Annotated in this window: 17 protein-coding genes; 2 read left to right on the top strand and 15 right to left on the bottom strand. The window is 44.9% G+C overall.

What is annotated here, in order from left to right; all coding sequences use genetic code 11:
• Positions 1-87: 87 nt before the first annotated feature.
• From ACSQ8O_RS15060 to ACSQ8O_RS15050, 3 genes are all read right to left on the bottom strand, one after another.
• On the bottom strand, positions 88-2,619 hold the full coding sequence (locus tag ACSQ8O_RS15060) for an S-layer homology domain-containing protein (RefSeq protein ID WP_436242355.1): 2,532 nt from the start codon (positions 2,617-2,619) through the stop codon (positions 88-90).
• Between the two features lie 504 nt (positions 2,620-3,123).
• Positions 3,124-3,738, bottom strand: a complete 615-nt coding sequence (locus ACSQ8O_RS15055; RefSeq protein WP_056620153.1) for a PH domain-containing protein — start codon at positions 3,736-3,738, stop codon at positions 3,124-3,126.
• A gap of 93 nt (positions 3,739-3,831) precedes the next feature.
• Positions 3,832-4,695: a helix-turn-helix domain-containing protein gene (locus ACSQ8O_RS15050; RefSeq protein WP_436242354.1), complete on the bottom strand. Its 864-nt coding sequence runs from the start codon at positions 4,693-4,695 to the stop codon at positions 3,832-3,834.
• Positions 4,696-4,833: 138 nt separating this feature from the next.
• Between ACSQ8O_RS15050 and ACSQ8O_RS15045 the strand changes: the two genes are divergently transcribed.
• Complete coding sequence (locus ACSQ8O_RS15045) at positions 4,834-5,616, top strand: phytanoyl-CoA dioxygenase family protein (protein WP_436242353.1); 783 nt, start codon at positions 4,834-4,836, stop codon at positions 5,614-5,616.
• Between the two features lie 49 nt (positions 5,617-5,665).
• Here the strand turns inward: ACSQ8O_RS15045 and ACSQ8O_RS15040 are convergent, their stop codons facing one another.
• The 12 genes from ACSQ8O_RS15040 to ACSQ8O_RS14985 form a co-directional block, all read right to left on the bottom strand.
• Positions 5,666-6,703, bottom strand: a complete 1,038-nt coding sequence (locus ACSQ8O_RS15040; protein ID WP_436242352.1) for a DUF4432 family protein — start codon at positions 6,701-6,703, stop codon at positions 5,666-5,668.
• Between the two features lie 105 nt (positions 6,704-6,808).
• Positions 6,809-9,547: an alpha-mannosidase gene (locus ACSQ8O_RS15035; RefSeq protein ID WP_436242351.1), complete on the bottom strand. Its 2,739-nt coding sequence runs from the start codon at positions 9,545-9,547 to the stop codon at positions 6,809-6,811.
• Between the two features lie 92 nt (positions 9,548-9,639).
• Entirely contained in the window at positions 9,640-11,190 is a 1,551-nt protein-coding gene (locus ACSQ8O_RS15030; RefSeq protein ID WP_436242350.1) for an ABC transporter substrate-binding protein, read from the bottom strand.
• Positions 11,191-11,272: 82 nt separating this feature from the next.
• Positions 11,273-12,157, bottom strand: a complete 885-nt coding sequence (locus ACSQ8O_RS15025; protein ID WP_436242349.1) for a carbohydrate ABC transporter permease — start codon at positions 12,155-12,157, stop codon at positions 11,273-11,275.
• A gap of 20 nt (positions 12,158-12,177) precedes the next feature.
• On the bottom strand, positions 12,178-13,041 hold the full coding sequence (locus tag ACSQ8O_RS15020; protein ID WP_436242348.1) for an ABC transporter permease: 864 nt from the start codon (positions 13,039-13,041) through the stop codon (positions 12,178-12,180).
• Between the two features lie 286 nt (positions 13,042-13,327).
• Positions 13,328-15,526, bottom strand: a complete 2,199-nt coding sequence (locus ACSQ8O_RS15015) for a helix-turn-helix domain-containing protein (protein WP_436242347.1) — start codon at positions 15,524-15,526, stop codon at positions 13,328-13,330.
• Positions 15,527-15,693: 167 nt separating this feature from the next.
• The gene (locus ACSQ8O_RS15010) at positions 15,694-16,452 is read right to left on the bottom strand and encodes a DeoR/GlpR family DNA-binding transcription regulator (protein WP_436242346.1); all 759 of its coding nucleotides are present in this window, start codon (positions 16,450-16,452) and stop codon (positions 15,694-15,696) included.
• A gap of 28 nt (positions 16,453-16,480) precedes the next feature.
• A complete protein-coding gene (locus ACSQ8O_RS15005) occupies positions 16,481-17,029 on the bottom strand; it encodes a D-lyxose/D-mannose family sugar isomerase (RefSeq protein ID WP_436242345.1) in 549 nt (182 codons plus the stop codon).
• A gap of 3 nt (positions 17,030-17,032) precedes the next feature.
• Positions 17,033-18,256: a carbohydrate kinase family protein gene (locus tag ACSQ8O_RS15000; protein ID WP_436242344.1), complete on the bottom strand. Its 1,224-nt coding sequence runs from the start codon at positions 18,254-18,256 to the stop codon at positions 17,033-17,035.
• Positions 18,257-18,258: 2 nt separating this feature from the next.
• Positions 18,259-19,416, bottom strand: a complete 1,158-nt coding sequence (locus ACSQ8O_RS14995; protein ID WP_436242343.1) for a Gfo/Idh/MocA family protein — start codon at positions 19,414-19,416, stop codon at positions 18,259-18,261.
• A gap of 28 nt (positions 19,417-19,444) precedes the next feature.
• The gene (locus ACSQ8O_RS14990) at positions 19,445-20,278 is read right to left on the bottom strand and encodes a class I fructose-bisphosphate aldolase (RefSeq protein ID WP_056620123.1); all 834 of its coding nucleotides are present in this window, start codon (positions 20,276-20,278) and stop codon (positions 19,445-19,447) included.
• A gap of 236 nt (positions 20,279-20,514) precedes the next feature.
• A complete protein-coding gene (locus ACSQ8O_RS14985; RefSeq protein WP_436242342.1) occupies positions 20,515-22,542 on the bottom strand; it encodes a beta-galactosidase in 2,028 nt (675 codons plus the stop codon).
• A 120-nt stretch (positions 22,543-22,662) separates the two neighbouring features.
• Between ACSQ8O_RS14985 and ACSQ8O_RS14980 the strand changes: the two genes are divergently transcribed.
• Positions 22,663-23,484, top strand: a complete 822-nt coding sequence (locus tag ACSQ8O_RS14980) for an AraC family transcriptional regulator (RefSeq protein WP_236283912.1) — start codon at positions 22,663-22,665, stop codon at positions 23,482-23,484.
• The last annotated feature ends 23 nt before the right edge of the window (positions 23,485-23,507 follow it).

Genomic DNA, 23,507 nt, shown 5'->3' with positions numbered 1-23,507 from the left:
ATCCGTCCCGAAGCTATTCCCTTTCGGAACACTGTACTATCCTTCCAATTTACGGTTACAAATGTTAATTTAAGTAGGATTCTGAACCTACTGAGCTATTTTCTCAATTACGAGGGAGACACCCACTGCAGGCGATATCGCCAATTGGATAGCAGTCGCTGAGTTATTCTTAATCGAGATTCGGGAACCCGCGCTCAATACCAAAATGACTCTATTTGTAATCTGACTTGTATCATTTGGAATCTGGATAGTTGTGCTAGGGGCTACCATTCCATCAACGACAAGCGCTATCTGGGCTCCCAATCCAGAAGTTGTCGATACTTGATAGCTGATCTCATAAATTCCTGCTTGACTTACAACAAGTTCTCCCATAAAAGACGCCATATACCCTTCATCAATGCCAGGGGTTACATATCCACGTGAACTCATCGGGAGTATGCTATTTCCTGGAAAAAAAGCTCCCGATGATAATAAACTATACAAATAGCCAAAAGTGGACAAGCCACCTGCGCCTGCTGCGCCTGTCGCTCCTTGTGCGCCAGTTGCTCCTGTGGCACCGGTTGCCCCTGTCACTCCTGCACCGGTTGCTCCTGTTGCGCCTGTTGCGCCTGTTGCTCCTGTTACGCCTTGGACTCCAGCTGCCCCTGTTGCTCCCGTTACGCCTTGGGCCCCGGTTGCTCCTGTTACGCCTTGCGCTCCAGTTGCTCCTGTTACGCCTTGGGCCCCGGTTGCTCCTGTTATGCCTTGGGCCCCTGTTGCTCCCGTTACGCCTTGCGCTCCAGTTGCTCCTGTTACACCTTGGGCTCCTGTTGCTCCCGTTACGCCTTGGGCTCCTGTTGCTCCTGTTACGCCTTGGGCCCCGGTTGCTCCAGTTACACCTTGGGCCCCTGTTGCTCCCGTTACGCCTTCGGCTCCGTTTGCTCCTGTTACGCCTTGGGCTCCAGTTGCTCCGGTTACACCTTGGGCTCCAGTTGCTCCTGTTACGCCTTGAGCTCCAGTTGCTCCTGTTACGCCTTGGGCTCCGGTTGCTCCTGTTACGCCTTGAGCTCCGGTTGCTCCGGTTACGCCTTGGGCCCCGGTTGCTCCTATTACGCCTTGGGCTCCAGTTGCTCCTGTTACGCCTTGGGCTCCGGTTGCTCCTGTTACGCCTTGGGCTCCGGTTGCTCCTGTTACGCCTTGAGCTCCGGTTGCTCCTGTTGCGCCTTGGGCTCCGATTGCTCCGGTTATGCCTTGGGCTCCAGTTGCTCCGGTTACGCCTTGAGCTCCGGTTGCTCCGGTTGCTCCGGTTACGCCTTGGATGCCTTGGGCTCCTGTTGCTCCGGTTATGCCTTGGGCTCCAGTTGCTCCGGTTACGCCTTGGGCTCCGGTTGCTCCTGTTACGCCTTGGGCTCCGGTTGCTCCCGTTACGCCTTGCGCTCCAGTTGCTCCCGTTATGCCTTGCGCTCCGGTTGCACCAGTTACGCCTTGGGCGCCGGTTGCTCCCATTACGCCTTGGGCGCCGGTTGCTCCTGTTGCACCTGTTGCACCTTGGAGACCTTGTGCTCCTGTTGATCCTGTTGCACCTTGGATGCCTTGTGCTCCCGTTGATCCTGTCTCACCATGTTCGCCTTTCTCGCCTTTCACACCTGCAGGTCCAACTGGGCCTACAGGACCAATTGGGCCTACTGGTCCAGCTGGTCCAATTGCACCCTGCACAGCAGACGGTTCTTTCGGTTGCCCTTTTACTCCTGAAGACACCTCAATCAAAAAAGCTTTATCCTCTTTATTCACGATTGATACAAGCAGTCCTACCTTCAAAGCATCATAGCTTAGTTGTTGCGAAGAATTTTTGTCGAAATATTGCGTTTCCGAAGTAAGACTCAGCTTTTTTGTCTCTGAACCGAGCGTTACCGATACCGAATCATTCGTAATCGCCGAAATAATGCCGTTAGTTACACTATTGGACACGCCTGCCAAGGAGCTTTCCATTCCATTCGTTAAATAGGGCAACGCATTGCTTAGCATTGCCGCCATCTGAGCCCGCGTTACGAGATCCAACGGTTTAAACTTATTATCGGCAAAGCCTTCTACGATGTTCAAACTGACTCCCGCGTTGATGTAACCCTTGTAAGATGGCGTAAAATCTTCCTCATCGCTAAACAAGGTTGTGCTTTCAGTCAATCGGCCTGCATCTGACTCACGATTAATTGCCCGAATGATCAGCTTGATCGTCCATTCACGGCTTGATGTCTGCTGACCCCATCCTGCCGTGTTCGTTTCCTCTTGTGCCACGAGAAGACCTTTTTTCAACGCTACCGAAATGTAAGGTTTAGCGAAGTCGTCAACAGAAAGTGTAGGATTGACTGCTCCCTCTTTCTTGACTTCCTCCTCTAAACCCATTAGACGGATCGCCATAAGAACAGCTTCCTGGTGCGTGACATTACTTTGCGGATTAAACATCCCTGCGTTATCGCCTGCGATAATGTCAAGCAGCGCAAGTTTGGTCATATACTTTTGTGCCCATGGCGCCGTATCTGCATCCTTAAAAGTGGGCGCAGCCGCTGATACGATTTGAGTTGCAGGTGCCAACGATACCAGCAGAGCCATCGCCAACGAAGTTTTTTTAATTTTGTGTTTCATCTGTTACCTCCTGATTTTCTTCATAATTTTTATTTTTCTGCAAAACGCTTGAATCTCCTATTTCTTATTAATTAGAGGTCTAAAAACTTATAGACTTATAGACTTATAGACCTATAGACTCATAGACCTATACTGCACTTATGTGGGCATCCTACCCCCTATCGATATTCCTTCAAATTTCGACTACATTAGCCAAAATCACCCATAGACCATAGTACTATGTGCTTCTCTCAAATTTCTCACAAAAATCCCTATCGAGATAGGCGACCACATTTAGCGGCTGATTTTATCGCTAAGGCTTGAAGTTGCTTAGGACCAAAGCTTATTTATACGATTACGCATAAACCAAAAAGACGACCTTCCATTCAAAAATCGAATGGAAAATCGTCTCAAGTGATGTCAACTACTCAACAAGACATACTGTGTCTGCATGGATGCAGTCAAAATATGTAAGAATCAAGCAATTATATGGAAGTAAACTAATCTAACTGAATTTCCTCGCATTTAGTTATTAATATAACGTTCAAAGATAGCACCGAAATCCTTAACCTTCAACTCCGTATGCTTACCTTTTAACCAGTTGTAGGTGGATTCCGTAATCGCATCGAATTGAGTAACAGGAGAAGTCGTTTGAGTTGAGATACGACCAGTCGCTTCCTTCGCAACAGCTACGCTTTGCTTAGCGTATTCGAACAATTCGTCATTATGAGCTACTGTCTCGGAAATTTTAATCAAAGCTTTGTACAAATCTTTGATCTGTTCAATTTGCTTTTTATCCACATCAATGGAGAAGTTCGTGTTACCGATAATGAATTTGATCTCAACATCTAGATCGATCGTTCCTGCCGTTTCCATATACACTTGGGAGATCGCATGTGTATGGTAGCTGAAACGTTTCAGCACTCGCTTAGAGCTAATCGCACTATCTCCATCTAAATGGATGAGTGCAAGGTTCGTAAAGCAATATTCATCCTTCTTGGATTTAATAATGAAGTAAATTTTCTCGCCATCCTCATGCATCACATAATCATCAGAATCAACCTTATCAAAATCCGCTGGACTAATTACTTTACCGATATCACTTAAGCCTAACGCATCTGCTGCAAATTTCTTGAACAATGGAACCATCCTCTCACTTATTAAAATGTATGTAGACTATTCCCATTATACGGTATGGGTAGAATTTACATAAGTAGCAAATTGTTAGCCATTCTAACGTTTCTCTTTTTGACGGAAACGGCCAGGCGGAACCTTCTTCTCCAGTAAGAACGTACGAGTAAAATAATGAACGGAAGAAAACCCCGTCATTTCAGCAATTTCTTTAATCGGCAGGTCGCTGCTCAACAGCAAGTGGGCTGCTTGGCGAATACGTTCACTCCGAATGAAATTCGTGAAGCTCTCATGGATTCCTTCCGAGAATAGACGGGATAGATGACGCTCCGATACACTCAAATAGCTTGCAACATCTTTTAGCTGGAGCGTTTGGGAGAGATTATCACGGATATAGAGCTTGGCTCGCCGCATCAAAATATGTGTACTTTTATGCCGAATCACAGGGATCTTGGATTGCCTTCCGAATACAGCAGGGAACGACACCAACAGTGCATAGGCAACCGAATGAATGGCTGTATATGGGAGACTTCCATGCCCCTCTCGGATGAGAAGTGATCGCCATAATTGCACAGTAGGTACATCATCTGCCTCATATAGAACAGCATCACCATGGAGTGCAAGCCCATTGAATGTTTCACGCATTGCATCATCACACAAGGTCTCATCTAGCTCGAAAGCAATATATAAAATGTTAAACCCTTTTTCCGTACGAATTTGGTGGGTAATGCCAGGCTTTGAGCAAAAAAGCGTACCTGCTTGAAGTGGATAGACCATGTCTTCCTCTGAATACAGACCTTCTCCATCCAAAATGTAACAGATCTCAAAAAATGAATGCTTATGGGGTTGATTATCATACAAACAAGGATCAGCTCCCCAATAATGCACTTTAAAGACAGCTTCCGCGCCTTGGATGACCGTTAAAGCTTCATTCAACATCGCATACGTTTCCTTATACTGATACATGAACTTCACCTTTTCAAGAAAATGGCCTTATTGTGCAAAAGTATGTCCTCTGTTGAAAAAGATTACACCGTCGATATCTCCTATAATTATAAATAGAAAGCGACTCAATGAGCAACCACAAAATGGAGGCATGGTACGATGATACAATCCAAAGATGTTGATTTTTACAAAGAAAATGGTTACTTGTTAGTCAAAGGAGTATTTAATGAAGCGGAAGTTGTGGAGATGCGAGAAGCTGTTGAGAACATTATTCTGCGTGCCGCACACGCGAAAGCCGATAGTAATGCTGCTTGGCAAGGGGATTATCTACCTGCTGAAGAGCTGAAGAAGCTTGTTCTTAAAGGCTTTCATGATGTACACTATCACGATGCCTCCTTCATGCGAGCCGTCATTCACCCGAATATGGTAGCGGTTTTGAGACAAATTATTGGGCCCAACGTTCAGCTCCATCATTCCAAAATGCTGGTCAAGCCACCTGAGAATGGTGCTGCCTTCCCGATGCATCAAGATTATCCGTATTTCCCGCATGAGAAGCATACGATGTTAGCAGCAAGCGTTCACTTGGATCGTGCCGATGAAGAGAATGGCTGTCTGCGCGTTATTCCTGGCTCCCATCTTGCAGGAAGCTTGCCGCATATCGGGACGCATTATCTGAATCATAAAGAGTATCCGATCCATATGGGAACACCTTGTGAAGCGGAAGCTGGCGATGTCCTATTCTTCAATTACTTAACGATCCATGGTTCATCTTCGAATAAGAGCTCCAGAACACGGAGAAATGTGTTGTTCCAATATCGGGAGGCGAGTGATTTCCCGACCACACAAGAGCATTTTGATTGGGGCATGGGATTAATGGTCAGCGGGGAGAATCCGAATTTCACGAAAGTGAAGCCGAACTTCCACATTATTAAAGAAGCTTAGCGCATGAAAGAACGGGCTGTCCCCTACTTACGGGACAGCCCCTTTGCATCTAGGTAAATACACTAACTTGCATGGTGAACTTTTTATGCTCAAAGGGAGCAATCGAGCCCGCTGAGCCGTTGCGAATAGCTTCTTCGATGCCATACGTAGGGTAACCTGCAAATGGCTCAAGCCCAATATTATAATGCCTTCCATACCACGGATAACTTGTGGTCGCGCCAAACTCCTGCCAGTACCACAGATAGGGAAGCGTCCTCGCGTCCCATTCAACTTTCATGCCGAATCCCTTCTGTCCGTTTACGACCGAATACCACCCTTTATTACCGAAGCCAGTCAAATAAACGATCTCGGAAGGTGTCCCTTTCGGAGGGAGCTGTGATAAATCGACAAGCTCACCAAGCTCATTATACGCAAGCGGCCATTCATACTCATGCCCGCGCTTCACACGACCCGATGGATTTTTACTTGCATCTTCTGTTATTATGCGCACCCCAGTTGGCATATGTATGTGACAGTTTTCATCTAGAAATGGTTTACCCAAAGCGATATGCTGTCCCCACATATACCGTTGTGAATAACCGCTTAAATTCTCCACTTCTTCTTCGATATACAGCTTCGCATCCCCACTTACAAGGGACATCGTTTTTGATAATGAGAACGGTACTTTCTTCGTCCGAACGCTGAATCTAACTGTAATTCTCTCCGCCTTATCCTCGACGATTTCATAATGCCAAGGCATGTGTGCGACTTCGCCGTGTTGGCCGAACTGAGCTCCCCCATAGCTGCTTGAAGACCCTCCATTAGGAAATACTTCCTGCCATCCGCCAGGGTAATAATCAATGAATGCTGCGATCGGATCATCTGACGTTGATAAGTAACTGTTCGGATTTTGCACGCCATTCTCGGTCAACCACATGAAATCCATATCGATCGGTTTATATAAGAATTCGAAGATTTCAGTGCCTTTATCCACCAAGATGGAGATGCGCAAGAGTTCATTTTCAATGACAACCGTACGCATTCCGTAATAACTAAACCCATCTCGGATGCGACAGCCATAATTACGCTGGGGACGATAAGGATTCATAACCGATCACCTCCTAAATTAAAAATAAATCCAACTAAACTTGATCAAATACAAAAAAGGACCGCCGCAATTAAACGCAGCCAACGGTCTCATTACGATTCGTGTCTACAGCCTTATTCTAATGCTGATAATCTGCTTCGCCTTCGCTACAATGGATATGACATCATCTGTGAAGGGCGCCTGACTTTGCAATTCTTCATCCAAATTAACGTAATGAGCGCTTACTACTTTACGATCAAATTTAATTGATCCCTCCACGTATTCGGCCGAGATGTTGAAGAGACGGATCACATAGCTATCGTTCCGATCCTCAGAAACCTTGATGGCACTGATGAGCAGTTCAGCTGGACTTACTTGAAGGAAGGAATGGCTAAGTGATAAGTCAGCTGCACGACGCTGCAGCGATTCATAAACAACTTTTCCAAATTTTCTGTCCACAGACCGAATTCCCGCCACGAACTGCTGATGCTCATGCCAAAGACGGCTAGTGTGCATCTCGTTCACAGCATAAGGGCTGATCGCATAATGAAATTCAAGCTCTGTGAGAAGCTGGCCTCCATCTCCGCCATCTGAGAGAACCTCTTTGCCTGTACTGCGAAATAAAGTCAGAGCGATAGTTCTCGATCCATCCCTACGTACAGCCGCTTCATATAGCCCTTTGCTGTACACGGCTAGCCCACAGCTGCCATCATCAATCGAGATGATCCCATTATGGGGCACCGTTCCTCTAGCCTTTTCCATGTACCCCGAATAGTCATGTTGCTCGATGCTTCGTTGAACATAATCAAACGGCGTACTTGTATGAAAATATTCGGTTTGTAGGCCTGAAGGAAACAACAGCCGCAGACGGTGATCTCGCGCACGATTGTTGACCAAGGTTCTACAGCGTAGTATTGGATCATTCTTTCTTAATTCCAAAATGGTCGTAACTTCGATCGTGACAAACTCGTTGCTCCTTCTCGTTTCTTGCGGATGAATGGCATGTGGGATGCTTATGGAAGTGCGAATTCGAATACGTGTCTGTAGCGGACCATCGTAGACAACAGAAATTTTGGCGTTAGAGCCATAGGAAGTAAATACTTCGTTCGTAACTGGGCTCACATGGTTCCAGCCCTCACCGATGTCCGCTTCGTCTTCAAGCAGCAATAAACCAGCATAACATCGCCACGTCTCCATATCTGTTACATCAATGGTCCCGTTCGGATGAACGGCTACGCGAATTCGCCCATTTTCCCAAGTGTGTGCGTTTACTGCCATGGATCCCAGGAAGCGTACAGGAGCCGTCAAGTTAGGGGCTTGGTATTCACCAGGACCAGGAGCAGCTAACGGTGTATTTTTAGTTACATAAGCAGCATATCCATAGGACGGAACACGAGCATGGAAGGCTATGCGACACCGATCCACGGTGTCCGAATACGGAATATCCCGATAAGGCCTCCACATGCGGGTGCTGTTTTTACGCAATTCCAGCAGTTGATAGGGGATCTCATTTCGTCCATGGTCGTATAGACGGAAAGAAGTGCCCCCCAAATGATACATCGTTGAGGCTGCATCCGACATTGCAGGCATGGCGAACTCAACTTCAATCACACCGTCAATGTCGGTTTGGGAAGCGTTGAATACCGTAATGACTTGATCTCCGTCTTGATCGGATAATCCGTGATGGTTAGACAGATAGAGCAGCTGCTCTCTTACCATACCTTCGGCCATGAGTCTGCTCTGATCAAAGCGATACATCATATCGCGATGGACTTGATCGATCGAACAGCCGCATATGGAATCGTGAGGGTGATTCTGAATCAAGTACTCCCAAGCTTTCGCTAGGAAGGTTTTGGGATATGCACGCCCTTGAAGCGACGTGAATACGCCCCAGGGCTCCGCCCATTTCTCAAGGAGCACTTCACAAGCCTGATTATTCATCTTCAAATGAATCCGAGAAGAAAGCACATTGGCGAGCACCCAATTATTTACACCATTATAGCCAGGAGATCTTTGCTCGCCTTTAAACTTGGGTAGATCACCGATTTTTTCACGCAAATCTTTCACATACTCTTCTAAGGAACAATGAACAAACTTGGCACCTATGTCTGCTTCATTCAGTGTTTTCAATATCCACGGCAGACGAGGTTCAATTTCGATATGATCAACACCGTCAAACCCTGCGATGATGGAAGTTGTAGCCCGTTTGGACTTGTAGTCCAACATCCCTTTCGCCCGCTCGATCAATTCCTCGCGATCGTATTGAAATTCCCGATCTGCGAATGGCCATCGGATAAAAAAATAAAAGTCTCCATATGAGCGATCCTCATCCAATTTGAGCCCTAATATGCGGGTGCCATCAGCCCCCTCCCACCATATCTCAGCAGCATCTGCATCTCCGTAGAATCCACGAAACAAGACAGCGTGATCAATCCCGAAGCCATGCAAGATTTGTGGAAACTGACTGTTATGGCCAAAAATATCCGTGATATACCCGGATTTCACTGGCTGGGCGCCGAAAGCGCGCGATCGGCGGTATCCGATGAGAAGATTCCGAATCAACGATTCTCCACTAACTAGGAATTCATCGGGCATGACATACCAAGGTCCTATGCTGATTCGGCCATCTTGGATCAGCTTCACAAGCCGCTCTCGGTTCTCTGGCCGTATCTCTAAGTAATCGTCCAAGACAATGGTCTGACCGTCCATCATAAAATGACGATAGGCCGGATCCTGCTCCATCTTTTCAATGAGCTCGTCAAGCAAATAGACAAGCCTTATGCGGTAACCTTGAAAATCCTGATACCATTCGCGATCCCAATGGGTATGTGAAATCACATAAACCTTTTCTATTGGTTGAGTCATTTTCACCTGATCTCCTTTTCAATAATACAGACGGACAGTCTGTCGTCATCAGTTTCACAGATTGTCCGCCTGATTTCTTGTCGTTACATACCTTACTTTTTACTAGCCATAAACGCATCCAGCTGCTTCTGAACTTCTGCAATCGCTTTATCGATGCCGGCCTGTTTCATTTTTTCTTTAAATTGCGGCAACACTTTATCTACATCGGCAGTACCGCTTTTTAAGACCGTTCCATACTCAGCATTTACGCTATCCAAGGAAGCAACCTCCGTTTTAATCGTGCTCGTATCGAAGAGGAAGCCCATCGCAGGGAATCTCAAGGTCACATCTTTATCATAGTCTTTATAGGCTTCAAAGAATCCCTTCACATCTGTACCTTTAGATTTCATGAATTTCGGATTTTGCCAGATCCATTCAAACGGCAAGTAAGGTGGTTTAGCAGGATCAACGCCAGCTGGGAAGTTCACTGCACCGTCTTTGATGACATAATGTTTACCCTCAACCCCGAGTGTTAAGAGGTCGTAGTTTTGCTGATTCTTTTGGAACCAGTTTAGGAACGCAACCGCTCTCTCAATATTCTTGCTTCCTGCCGCTATACTTTGGTAGTTCCAGGTGGTTACCTCTTGAAAGACCTTAGGCGTGATCTGAATTCTGACGAATTCGACTTGAGCGCCTGGTATGGCGGATACAGTCCTTGCATTGATATTGTACTCCGGTAGATCTCCTATCACGGAAGCTGCTTTACCTGCAGCAAAAGCCGCCCGGAAATCCTTGATCGATAAGACATCCTTCGAAATATACCCTTTGTTGAATAGTTCCCTGTGGAAATCCAGACCTTTTTTGTACGCTGGCGTATCCAGCATATTCTCTGCCTTCATCGTGTTCATATCGATCCCAACACCGCTTGGTAATCCGCGAACGAATTCTTCTTTGAAGTTTAGGTCAAAGGAGGTGTTGCTTTGGCTCAGCGGTATGATTTCAGGATTATTTTTCTTCACTGCTGCGTAGAAGGCTAACATATCATCCAATGTTTTGATTTCCGGCAGCCCGTATTTTTCTCTTAGATCTTTTCTGACCGTGAATGTGGCATAGCCGGCAGCTGTGCCGATCTGTGCGGCAGGCACACCGTAGGTCTTACCTTTCACTTGAACAACAGGCCAGTAGTAATCTGGAATATTCGCTTTTAAATCTTTACCTACCTTAGCAATCGCATCGTCAAGCGCTGCGACGGAATTAGAGCTGATCAATTGGGCAAGCAGCTCCGGATGTGTCCAGAGAATATCTACGTTTCCACCTGTCGAAGTCATCACTTTGACTTTCGTTGCATAATCGTCCCATGGCACGTACGTATAATTGAGCTTCACATTTAACTCGTCTTTGACTGCTTTCTCAATCGCTGCATTGACAGTGGCTTGATCAGGCTGCGGATCCCCAGGGAACACAATGTTTAAGGTGACTTGATCAAGAGGCTTAGCTGTTGCTACAGGCTGAGCTGTCGCCGTTGTAGCTGTGCTGGCGGCAGGAGTAGCTGGTGCAGGAGTGGATTCAGTCGTATTGGAAGTGCAGGCTGCAAGTGTGGCCATCGTGGTAATCATCATCGTTGAAACCAATATCTTGGAACCTTTCGTCTGTAGTCCTGACATGGTTTGAACCTCCCATTATTTAATAGTTTCTGGGTAAAACTTTATATAAACGGTGGTTAACCGCATATATCGAAACTTCGTGCTAACCTTTGACACCGCCAACCGTTAATCCCTTGATAAAATACTTTTGCACAAAGGGGTAAACAAAGACAATCGGTCCGATAGTGACAATCGTTATCGCCATTTTGATGGATTCTGCGGGTACTGCTGATGCTGCATACGTACTGCCAGCACCGCCAGAAGAAATATACTGCATACTGGATAGGACCATTCGCAGCAAATACTGTACCGGATACAGCTTCTGATCATTAATCAACAGGAGTGGAAGCCACCAATCATTCCAATATTGCAGCGCATAGAACAATCCAACCGTCATAACGCCGGGTAGAGCTAATGGGAATACGATCCGAAACAAAATGTTGACTTCATTAGCACCGTCTATTCTTGCTGATTCCAACATCGCATCGTCAATCGTAGAGAAAAAGTTCCTCAGTAGAAACATGTTCCACGCGTTCACTGTATAGGGCAGAATGAGTCCCCAAACCGTATCGCCTAGATGCAAATACTTTGTCGTCACGATATACCATGGTACCAAGCCACCATTGAAAAGAATCGTAAAAAAGACGATGAATGACAGACTATTACGAAACTTCAATTCTTTTCTGGACAGTGAGTACGCAAGCAAACCAGTGATGACCATACTGAAAGCGGTACCAACTACAGTTACAAAAATGGTCACCCAATAAGCCTTACCTATCGATGAATGTCCGGAAAAAATGTAAGCGTATGCTTTAAAGGAAAATACATGAGGAAGAATGCTGTATCCGTTCAACTGTAAATATTTCTCATCCGTTATGGAGCCAGAGAACATGATGAAAAAAGGAATGACGCAAACCAAGGCCAGCAAGGATAGAAATACATACGCTGTGTACGTCACGATTTTATCTTGCACATAGTTATTTTTCATGCACAATCTCCTAAACGTCGTTAGAATAATGAGCCTTCACTTTTGTACTTTTTGACAAGTGCATTGAATCCTAGTACCAAGATAAATCCAACCACCGACTGATATAATCCCGCCGCAGATGACATACCTGCATCACCAATGGTTCGTAAGGAGCGATAGACGAACGTATCAATGACATCTGTTGTGGCATACAGACTCGCATTATCACCAACGAGCGCATAGATCATGCCAAAATCACCGTAGAAAATCCGCCCGACTGACAACAGTATCATAATGGTTATGGTCGGTGAAATAACGGGCAGTGTAATATAACGAATTTGTTGTAATTTCGTTGCCCCATCCAATGCTGCCGATTCAAAATACTCCGTGTTCACGCCAGTAATTGCCGCAATATAGATGACCGTAAGGAAACCTGCATACTTCCAAATTGAAAATAATACGAGAATGCCCGGCCACAAATCCGCTCGCTGTCCCCAGGCAATCTCTGGGATGTGGAGGAACGCAAGAATGCTATTAAGCAGACCACCTTCAGAAGCAAACAAATTATAGGCAAAAACACTTACAACGATCCATGAAATGAAATAGGGCAAAAAGATAAAGGACTGCGTCACTTTTTTAAACAACTTGGAACTGACTTCATTCAGAAATAGCGCTGTGACGATGGCAATGGCTTGTTGAAAGAAGATAAACATCGCGTTCAAGAAGACGGTGTTCCACGTAACTCTAAGCACTTTATCGCTGCTGAAGAGGAATTTAAAGTTATCAAATCCCACCCATTTGCTGCCCAAGATGCCCAAATTTACTTTATAATCTTTAAATGCTACGATAATGCCGGCCATAGGCAGATAAGCAAATAGGATGAAATATAACAACCCAGGCAACATAAAAAGATATAAAGCTTTATTTTTTGAAATATCGATCAGAAATTCAAAAACAATGAATTTTCTTTTTCTGATTAGGCTCTCCACCTTTCTTAGTTCTCTTGTTGCTTGGCTGTTTACACCGTTAGTCTAAGAGTTTTTGAGCAAATGTGAAAGTAAAAAGACTATACATGGTTTATATTTGCATACTTCTACGCTCATAAATTGCATACCCAGATTGCAAAAACATACTTGTGCTAAAGAAAAGGCCACTCCTTGATGAAAGGACGGCCTACACTTAACTTGGATATCAGATTTTTAGTTTATTTCGATATTCGCTCGGAGACATGCCGGTATGTTTTTTGAACAACGTAACGAAATAAGACGAGTTGTTAAAGCCAACTTTAGTGCCTACTTCTTTGATGGCGATATGATCTTGTGCCAAATAGATCTTGGACTTATTTAATCTCAATTCCGTGATGTACTCCGAGAACGATTGGTTAAATAACTCCTTAAATAACCGACCGAAATACATCGGATTATAGTCAAATCGATTGGCAACCATCTCAACGGATAACTCCGTATTGGCGTAGCAGCCTTCAACGAATCCGCGGATTCGCTCTAGGAGGTCAGAATTGAGGTGCTTTCTTTTCTCCTTAATTCGTTGCATGTCATGAAGAATGTATTGAGCGAACCAAAGCTTCATCTGCTCTAACGTCTCCAATTGCCTTAGTTTGCTAACCGCATTGTTAAAGTTCGATAGTAGGTCAGCTTTTACATCTTGTATCGAAAGCTCAGTCGTAATAAACACCGTAAGCAATAAATGATTGACCGATAGCTTAATCAATTCGTATTGGCAGTCTTTTAAAGCATTAAAAATATCATCCAGTGCTCCCCAAATAAGCTCCTCTTTACCTAGCTTGATTGCTTCCAAAAGCGCTTTTAAATGCTGCTGTGGATACTCAAACTCATGCTTCACATTAGCAAAGACGGTTTCATACGTTAGCATGCTGCCTAAGCCGTACACCATTCTATAATCTGCTGCTTCCAACGCTTCTTGAAAGGATGCGTGATAATTCGCTGCATCATTCACATAAGTCCCCCATGCTACGGTGACAGAGGTACCCATCGCTTGCCTGAATTGTTCTTGCAGCCTTTTTATCAGATTCACTAGATGCTTACGACTATTGAAAGCGTTGTCATGATTGACTAACAGAACAACATCTTTATTGATTACAAGGGATTCATAGGAAAAGTGCGGTTGTAAGAGATCGAATACCCTATTCAACAAGCTCAGCCTCATTTGATTGTGAACTTCGTCTGCAACCTCTTCCACTTCTAATGCAGTTGCATCAAAATGCTCATCAATTTTGAGAATCAGGATGCTCGTACCCTTAAACAAATCCACACGCAATGCAAATTCTAGTTCACTGGAAACCTGCGGCGCCTTTACTCCACCTAGGATATCTTTTAAATAATCAACCTTCAAATTGTTCTTTGATTTCTCTTTCATTAACTCCAACGTTTCTACAAGACCGCGTAATGGCGAAGAAAGCTTCCCACTCACAAACAATGAGGCGATCCCGCTAAAAGCAAATAAAATCAAGCTGATCCAAATTACCGTGTTCCTAAGTCTGCTGATACTGACGACCGCTGCTTGATACGGTACAACATGAAGAAAATGCCACCCCAATTGAGTAGAATAGCTATGTGTTACCAATACTTTTTCGCCGCTTAAGCTTGTGTCAACGAAACTGTTCGATTCCGATTCCGTAAGACTCTTTTTAATAAAGCCTAGCTCTGAGTAATCCTTTAAAAATTCGCCGCCTGATGGATCTGAAATCACTTTGCCTGTTGTATCTACAATTAGAATATTACCTTGATCTACACTGTCATCCGGATTAATGCCACTACGAACCGCTTCCTCTTTCACATTTACTATTAGCGCATTGAGAATAGCATTCGTTGATTTATCCCTATTGTAATACAAAATTGAATACACATTTTCTTCTTGATTTTTGCCTGAGCTCAGTTTTAATTTTCGGGGCAATAGTCGGATTTTCGTTTTAGGATCGGAATTGTTCAACATTTCAATAGCTTCGTTATCGATATTCGGGTAGTCACTGGTCAAAAACGAGGTGTTATTCCCATTGTAGATGCCGATCGAATAAATACTTTCATTAATGAAGATGATATCGTTCAGCTTTTTCAAAGAATTGTTTTCTACTATTGGATCACTTTCAGCGGTGTTCATCTGTTGTATGATCGGATAATCAAAAGATAGCTGTGCGGAAACTTGCATAGCTTGGTTCATCAGATACTCGGTAGACTTTTGACCTTGCATCAGTGTCCGGTCTGAGAGCTCATTGATTTGACGAATGGAACTGTTCGAAAAAATGTGAAATAACCAAATCGAAATAACTGCAATTGCAAGCGTTAACATAAGAAGATACGCGAAAAAAAACTTGGCAAACATGGTTTTGACAGGAAACTTCGTTTGAAAGACCATGACACCCCGCCTTACATTTTTAATAAGCTATCTCTACTTTATTTTACCAATGCTATACTTATTCGTCCTCCACTAGTTGACCTCCTTGTAATCGGTCTTAAACAGACATGAAGCCGTTAACTCTTGCAGCAGCAAAGTTGACGGCTTCCCTTATAAGATCCCAGGATTCAGTTTATTTCCAAAATTTCCACGTCTTCTTCCTTGAAGGCGTCAAATAATTCCTGCTTAGGAAATTGGTCCGTAATAACGCGGTCTGCGGCCTTCAAGCTTGCGAAAGAGAACAAGTCCTGCCTGCCAAACTTGGAATGATCCATCACAATATTCACTTCGGATGACTGCTGGATCGCAAGACGTTTGATCTCCGTCTCGTGCATATTGGAGTTGCTGAAGCCATGCTTCAAGCTCACGCCTGTTGTTCCAATAAATGCCCTGTTAAATGCCATTTTCTCCAAAGCCTCCGTTGCAATTGGACCTACGAGTGTTGAGGTTTGGCCCATCAGCATGCCGCCAATAACGATCGTAGAAATCTGCTTTCCTTGCAGCTCCGCAGCAATATTAAGTGCATTGGTGACAACCGTAATATGCTGGTTCACCTGGATAAACCTAGCCACCTGAAGCGTTGTTGATCCCCCATCAAGAAAGATAGAATCCCCAGGCTGAATCAGCTGCGCGGCTAGTTTGCCAATCCTTATTTTCTCTTCTATAAAGACGCCGGACCGCTCGTGCAGCGCAATATCATTGCCGACTAATATCGCGCCACCGAATGTTCGCTTAATATATCCCCCTTGCTCCAGCTTCTCCATATCTCGGCGCAGGGTCATCTCCGTGACCTCGAACATTTCTTTTAATTCAGCCATTTTGACTTCACCATCGACAGCCATCCGATCCAGAATTTGCTGCTGTCGTTGATTGATTGGGTTCTGCATGTTGAAAGCCTCCGTGTTAGTTCTGATCTTACTCATCTTCTTCAATGCGCGGCATCCGCTCAATGCGCGGGTCGGTGAATATATCAAACTCATCTCTGCTGGTACTGGAAAATTCAGAAACAACTGCGCCTTGATCCCCTGCTTGAAACCAGTGTTTAATACCTGGTTCAATGGTATATTGCTCACCTGGAAGTAACTCAATTTCGTGAAACACCGTAAAGTAAGCCTCACTGCCGACAGGGATTTCTGCTTTAATTACGACAGGTGCTTCACCCTCCACATATAACCAAACGCTTCCTGAGCGGCAGCGAAACGTTTCCATTTTACCGGGATCATTTCCTACTGGAGGATGTAGATGCTCTGGGCAGGTCTGCCTTGGGAACAAGACTAATTCCTTCGCGCAATAACGGTCTGTATTCACATAGGTAACCAACTCAAGACCTTGAACATCCAATTGCTGGAGCCCGAAACCAGCTACTTCAATGTGCCGAATTTCATCCTCCGTCAACACAATTCCGCTTAATTCCAAAATGTGCGCTGTACGCTCCTGAGCTTGACGAATTTGGCTTCTTCTCATTAACTATCGGCTCCTTTGGCTTTTTTTGTGATGCGGCCCGACCCATACCTGCTGCTCATCCAAGACCCAGTTAGGTAAATCTAACTTCATCTCATGTTTGGCCCAAGCGTTATTTATTCGTTCCCAAACCTCCGAACCCGTTCGAATTCCGCTTATCGCATCTGCATACTCCACATTGCAAGCACCTACACCTACTGCGGTTTGCAAGACATGCTCAAGCTTCATCCCCTTCATAAGACTATATAAAAAACCTGCAATCGTACAATCACCAGCTCCTGTTGTGCCAGCAACATCGACTTGATAACAGGATGAAATGAGTTCGTTATCCAACCAATTCTCACGCACATCTTCCGAAGGGGAGCATCTTCCCATTGCGGATAAACGAGCTTCTTCGGAGGTCGTTCTAACATATAGTCCATGCTCGCCTAACTTTAGTCCGACGATTGCGACGCCCATTGCCAACAGCTCCTCCGCTACCTCAGAAAGGACGCCTCCGGTAGCAAAAGGAAGCAAATCACCTGAATCTGATTCACGCATCCAAACTTCATACCAATCCCGATGAAGCATATACACAATCTCTTCAAAGCTAGGCAGAAACACATCAACATAAGGGAGCGCTTTTGTTAATATTGCAAGCCAATCCGCGCGCCCTGCATCGGATGCAGGGTCCGGCTTTGCTAGATCAAGAGATACCGTCACCCCATGGCTCTTCACCTTTTCCAGCAAGAAAGCAAGCTCATCACCATCATTCTGATACATGCTGCGCATCAAAGGTGGATACCCAAAATGGAATAAACGAGCAGCTTCAAGCTGATCTACGTGCAGGTCAGCCGCTGCATACGTATCATTAGCTCCCGTCGAATGCAGAAAGATCCGGTCGGTCTGCGGCGGACTAATGACAATGGAGTAGGAGCTACTTTCACTAGGTGCTATGATCATGCCCTTTGCTAATGATGGATTGTGCCCGCCAAGAATCGATAGTATGGCTTCACCAAATAAATCATTGCCCACTTTGCCCATTAGACTAACACTACTGCCGAGGCGATAAAGCGCTATCCCTGTATTGGAAACAGCACCTCCTGTCGAGATCACCGCCTTGCCAACATCAACAAGCTTTCCCGGTACAAATAACGCATCCAAACCTATTTGCTGGCCACGAATCGTTGGGATAATATCCAAACAAATATGTCCAGCTACAATCACTTCCGCTTGGCTCTGTCTGGACAAGTTTAGTTCCTCCAGTCAATCGGTATCGTTTGACCTGTTCGATAAGATGCTAATGCCGCTGTAAAAATGATATGGCTATCCCCTGCTTCCTCTGGAGTAGCACAGTAAAACGGCTGTTGCCTATCCTCTTTGTGAACCAATTCATCGCAGAACGCTGCCCACATTTGAAGAATAGAATCGGAGAAGCCAAATTCGAAAATGCCTCCTGTAATCGTAGCATAGGCTGATTTATAGGGTGCATCTGCCACGTGCCAAGCCTGAACCTCTCCTGGTATATAGGGTAAAGATGCTACCTGCTTCGGATTTTTCGTTGTGAATTCGGCGGAAAATGCCGTTCCCGTAATACGAATAAACCAAGTATTGGCATGGCCTGGAGCAATTCTTTTCGTAGACAGCAACATCGGAAACTGCTGGCTTTCCGTCTGAACTTCACAGGCGAGAATGGCATTATCCCAAGTCTCACATGGCACCATAACCCCATTGCCATCAGGTCGATTAGGCACAATTTTGGACAAGAGTGCTCTGACCGATTGGGGCTTCCAACCAAAACGCAGTGGCAAATGCAGGACATGCATACCTAAATCTCCCATACATCCATATTCGCCATTTGTGGCGATTCGCCTTTTCCAATTAATCAGTTTGGTAGGGTCCAAATCGCTGGAATGCCAAAAGCCTGCCTCCACTTCAATGATTTTCCCAAATTTATTTTCTTCAACCCACGTTGCAATTTGTTGCGCGCCTGGAAAAAATGGAAACTCTGAAGAGCATCTAACGATAACATGAGGATTCACTAAAATGGCTTGCTGGATAAGGGAATTCGCCTCTTGATCTATACCGAAAGGCTTCTCCCCTAACAAATGTTTGCCAGCCTTGATAATATCGATATAAATTTGAGCATGTAGATTATGCGGAACGGCACAGTAAATCGCATCTATATTCGGATTGGCCAACAACTCTTTATAATCCGTATAAGCAGCTTCTACGCTGGGGACATTCTCTTGAAACCACTGTGTAGCGGAAGCGTTTGCATCACAAACAGCTACGATACTTGGCGCAAAGTCTACTTGTGTCAAATGACACCAACGAGCAGCCGCACTTGCGAATTCCTTGCCCATTAGTCCACAGCCAATAACACCAAAGCGAATGATCGTTTTTGACATGCATGCATCCTCCTTATGGATAAGTTGACTAGATGGACAACTGGGCAAGTGCTTGCTCGGCAGTTGCGCCATGATGAACAATGGACATTAACGCCTTGGTCATTCCTGCAGGATTCGGATGTTGAATGACATTACGCCCATAGACAATTCCCGAAGCACCTTGCCTCATCAATTCAACCGTTCGCGTCATGATTTCTTCATCACTTGCTCGACCACCCCCGCGCACTAATACAGGAATACCGGAAGCAATCTCAATGACACGAGCATACTCCTCAACGTGATCGCATGGATCTGCTTTAATGACATCTGCCCCCAGCTCAACCGCCTGCCTTACCAGTGGGAGGATTTTATTAATATCTCCATCTACCATATAACCACCTTTAGCTTCGTTCGCCAACATGACAAGGGGTTCTACCATCAAAGGCATGGCATACTTTTCACATTCCGTTTTGAGGAGGGAAACGTTCTGAACACATTGATAATGAAGCTCGGGCTGATTTGGCAATAAGAGCAAATTGACACATACCGACACCGCGTCCATACGAACGGCTTGCTCGATAGCCTGATGAATGAGTTCACTAAACACAAAACGAGGAAGTGTATTTCCGTAGATGTTAGCCGCGTCAGTACGAAGTACAAGCCCTGGCTTATGACCGCCTGGAATCGATTGGAGATGTCTAGCTTGACCAATGCTGAGCTGGATACAATTCGGTCCTGCTTCTACAATCGTTTCAATCGCTTGTTTCACGTTTTCAATGCCAGACAAGAAACTGATCTCGTTAAAAAAGCCATGATCAATCGCAACGTCAAAGCATTTGCCCTGCTTGCTGAACATCCGGTTAAGTCTAGGTTTTAATGACATCTTAACGTATCACCTCATTCTTTTTTAATGTTATTTTATAACAATATATGTTCGTTTTCAACATAAATTCTATTGCTTTACAACAAAAAATAAGGAGAAAGTTTCACAGCAACCTGCTCCTTTTTTTTGAATTATTGCTTGCACCATAAAAAAAAACATAAGCCCTACGCATGAATGCAGGGCTTACGTTGATTAGGTTCCCTTACCATGTCTATTTCACCATGGAGAAATGTCGCTTACTTTTCAATAATGAGGACTGCTTTAGGTGGGAGTGTCGCTTCATTTTCAATGAAATCGCCGGAAATTAAGTCCGTCCCTTTCAAGTCCCCAAGAGAAATCGTAGCAGCTTGATCATTATGATTCAAAATAAAGACGAATGACTCATTCTGCTCATTGGTTCTCGTAGAAACCTCAACGCCAGGCACTGGTGGGATTGGTGCAGTAATCCCTTTATCTAGGCACAAGTTGCCTAACAGCCCTTGTAAAAATGCTGGTTCAGGACTGGAAGCTACGTACCATGCTTGACCTGCTCCATATTTATTTACAGTCAGCGCAGGCATCCCTTGATAGAAATCCTTGCCATACACAGCTTTTACTTCGGCTCCCTCAGCATGGATTAAATCACACAGGATACCGCATCGGTAGTTCCCATTAAGGCCGCCCCATTGCTCATTCAGCTGAATTTGGTTGCTCTGATCGGGGAATAACGCATCGATTTCTTCTGCCCAAATACCAAGAACACTGCGCAGCTCACCTGGATATCCACCAAGGGTTACGCGATCATGCTCATTGACGATACCGCTGAAGAATGTAGTCAGGAAGGTTCCTCCAGCATGAACGAATTGTTCCACGCGCTTCGCATATCCCTCTTTCACCATATAAAGTACAGGTGCAATGACAATATCATAGCCCGTGAGATCCGTATCCGTGCCGATGAGATCAACTTGAATATTTTGCTGAAACAGAGCGTCATAATATTTATGAACTTCATCTACATACTTAAGGTCGATTGTCGGTCCACTTGAAAGTTCAATCGCCCAGCGGTTTTCCCAATCGAACACAATGGCAACACGTGCCTTCACTCTTGCGTCCAACACTTTATCCGATAAACGCTCCAGCTCATGCCCGAGCTCCGCGCACTCGCGGAATACCCGTGTATGCTCATGCCCAACATGCTCAATAACAGCGCCATGGAACTTCTCGCACGAACCTGCTGATCGGCGAAGCTGGAAGAAAAGAATGGTATCCGCGCCACGAGCAACCGCTTGATAGCTCCAGAGCTTCATAACACCAGGGCGTTTCAACGAGTTATACTTCTGCCAATTCTGTTGGCTTGGTGTTTGTTCCATCAGCATGAACGGTTGACCATCCTTTAATCCACGCATCAAGTCATGCGTCATGGATGTCAGACTGACCGGCGTATCCAAGGAAGGATAGTTGTCCCATGAGATCACATCCAAATAAGGCGCCCATTTGAAATAATCCAATGGCTTGTAAAGTCCCATTAAATTCGTTGTTATTGGCAATTGTGGGGAATGGCGTCTGATCGCATTGTACTCCAACTTATAGCAATCTAGTAAACTATCTGACATGAATCGGCGATAATCTAAGGAAATAGATTGAAAGAACGAACGATCTCCAGGCTCTTCCTCGGTAAGGGCATTAGGAGGAACGATTTCTTCCCAATCGTAAAAAGTATGACCCCAGAACCCTGTATACCATGCTTTGTTTAACTGATCTAACGTCGTATATCGTTCTTGCAGCCAGGTGCGGAATGCATCGGCGCAATTATCACAATAGCAATACCCGCCATATTCATTCGAAACGTGCCAGATCAGAACAGCTTCATGATTGTTATAGCGTTCAGCTAACTTCTCAGCAATTCGTTCCGAATAGGTACGGTAAGTTGGACTATTGGGACAAGAATTGTGTCTCTTCCCAAATTTATGTTTGCGTCCTTCAAAATCTACACGACAAACATCCGGATATTTCTTGGCCATCCAAGCAGGGTGAGCCCCTGTACTCGTAGCTAAACATACATAAGTTCCATTCGCATGTAGACGATCAATGATGTCATCCAGCCAAGTGAAATCGTAGGTATCTTCATTCGGTTGTGATAGCGCCCACGAGAAAACATTGATCGTCGCCACATCAATTCCCGCAAGCTTAAACATGCGTAAATCCTCATCCATAACCTCTTTATCCCATTGTTCTGGATTGTAATCTCCACCGTACCAAATTTTTGGCAGCTTAGCATGTATCACGATTCGCACCTCTTCATGTAAATTCATATAAGAATAAGTACATTATATTTGATTCATATTCATGTTAAAATATAATATAAATGCATTCCTATATAAGAAAATGGAACAGGATGATTCGTTGTGCATACCCGATTTCTACTAACCCCTAGTACAGCCCAGCCTTACCCTTTATTTATAGACAGCATTGGTCATCACGAAGATCAGGAGAAACTTAATCGTAAAGATGGCCTCCCTCACTATCATTGGCTGCAGACTTTTTCTGGTGAAGGCGAATATGAAATGGGTAATCGGAAAGTCCTTTTATCAAAAGGTTCTGGTGTCCTCATGCTGCCCGGTGAACCGCACGCTTATTATGCCGTTACGGATACCTGGTGCACACAGTACGTCACGTTCGGAGGCACTAGTGTGCATACGATCTTAAGCACATTAGATATGCTGGAATCCGCCGTCTTCCGTTGGGATGAGGAAGGTCCTTTAAACCTAGCTCTCACCCATATTTTGAACAAACTTCAAACGCAAGCTGATTATTCCGGCTATGACGCATCCGCGGATTTGTACCATTTCTTGATTCAGATTAAAAAGCACGCACAAATCAATAATCGCACCTCGATTACGAATCAGATGCTTCACTTACAACCACTAACGGATTGGCTAGAAGATCACTATCCGAATCCGGATACCGGGATCGAACAGATGGCCGCGGTCTTAGCGATTACACCACGACATTTGAATACGTTGTTTCAGCATGCTTTCGGGCTATCGCCTTATGCCTACCTCATTATGATGCGACTTCGCAAATCCAAGGAAATGCTGCTAACCGACAGACATCGAGCCATTAAAGAGATTGCTGTGCGTGTAGGATTTCGGGATACGAGCCACTTTATTGCCAGCTTTCGCAAACAAATTGGCCTTACGCCGGAGCGATTTAGAGAGTTGAATTAAGCGGCTGGCCAGCGAAAAAAACA

It is taken from the genome of Paenibacillus sp. LjRoot56 (genome assembly GCF_964253335.1).
GTDB lineage: Bacteria > Bacillota > Bacilli > Paenibacillales > NBRC-103111 > Paenibacillus_E > Paenibacillus_E allorhizoplanae.
The sequence above is the reverse complement of the archived record's forward strand: the minus strand, read 5'-3'. Positions and strand labels throughout refer to the sequence as shown.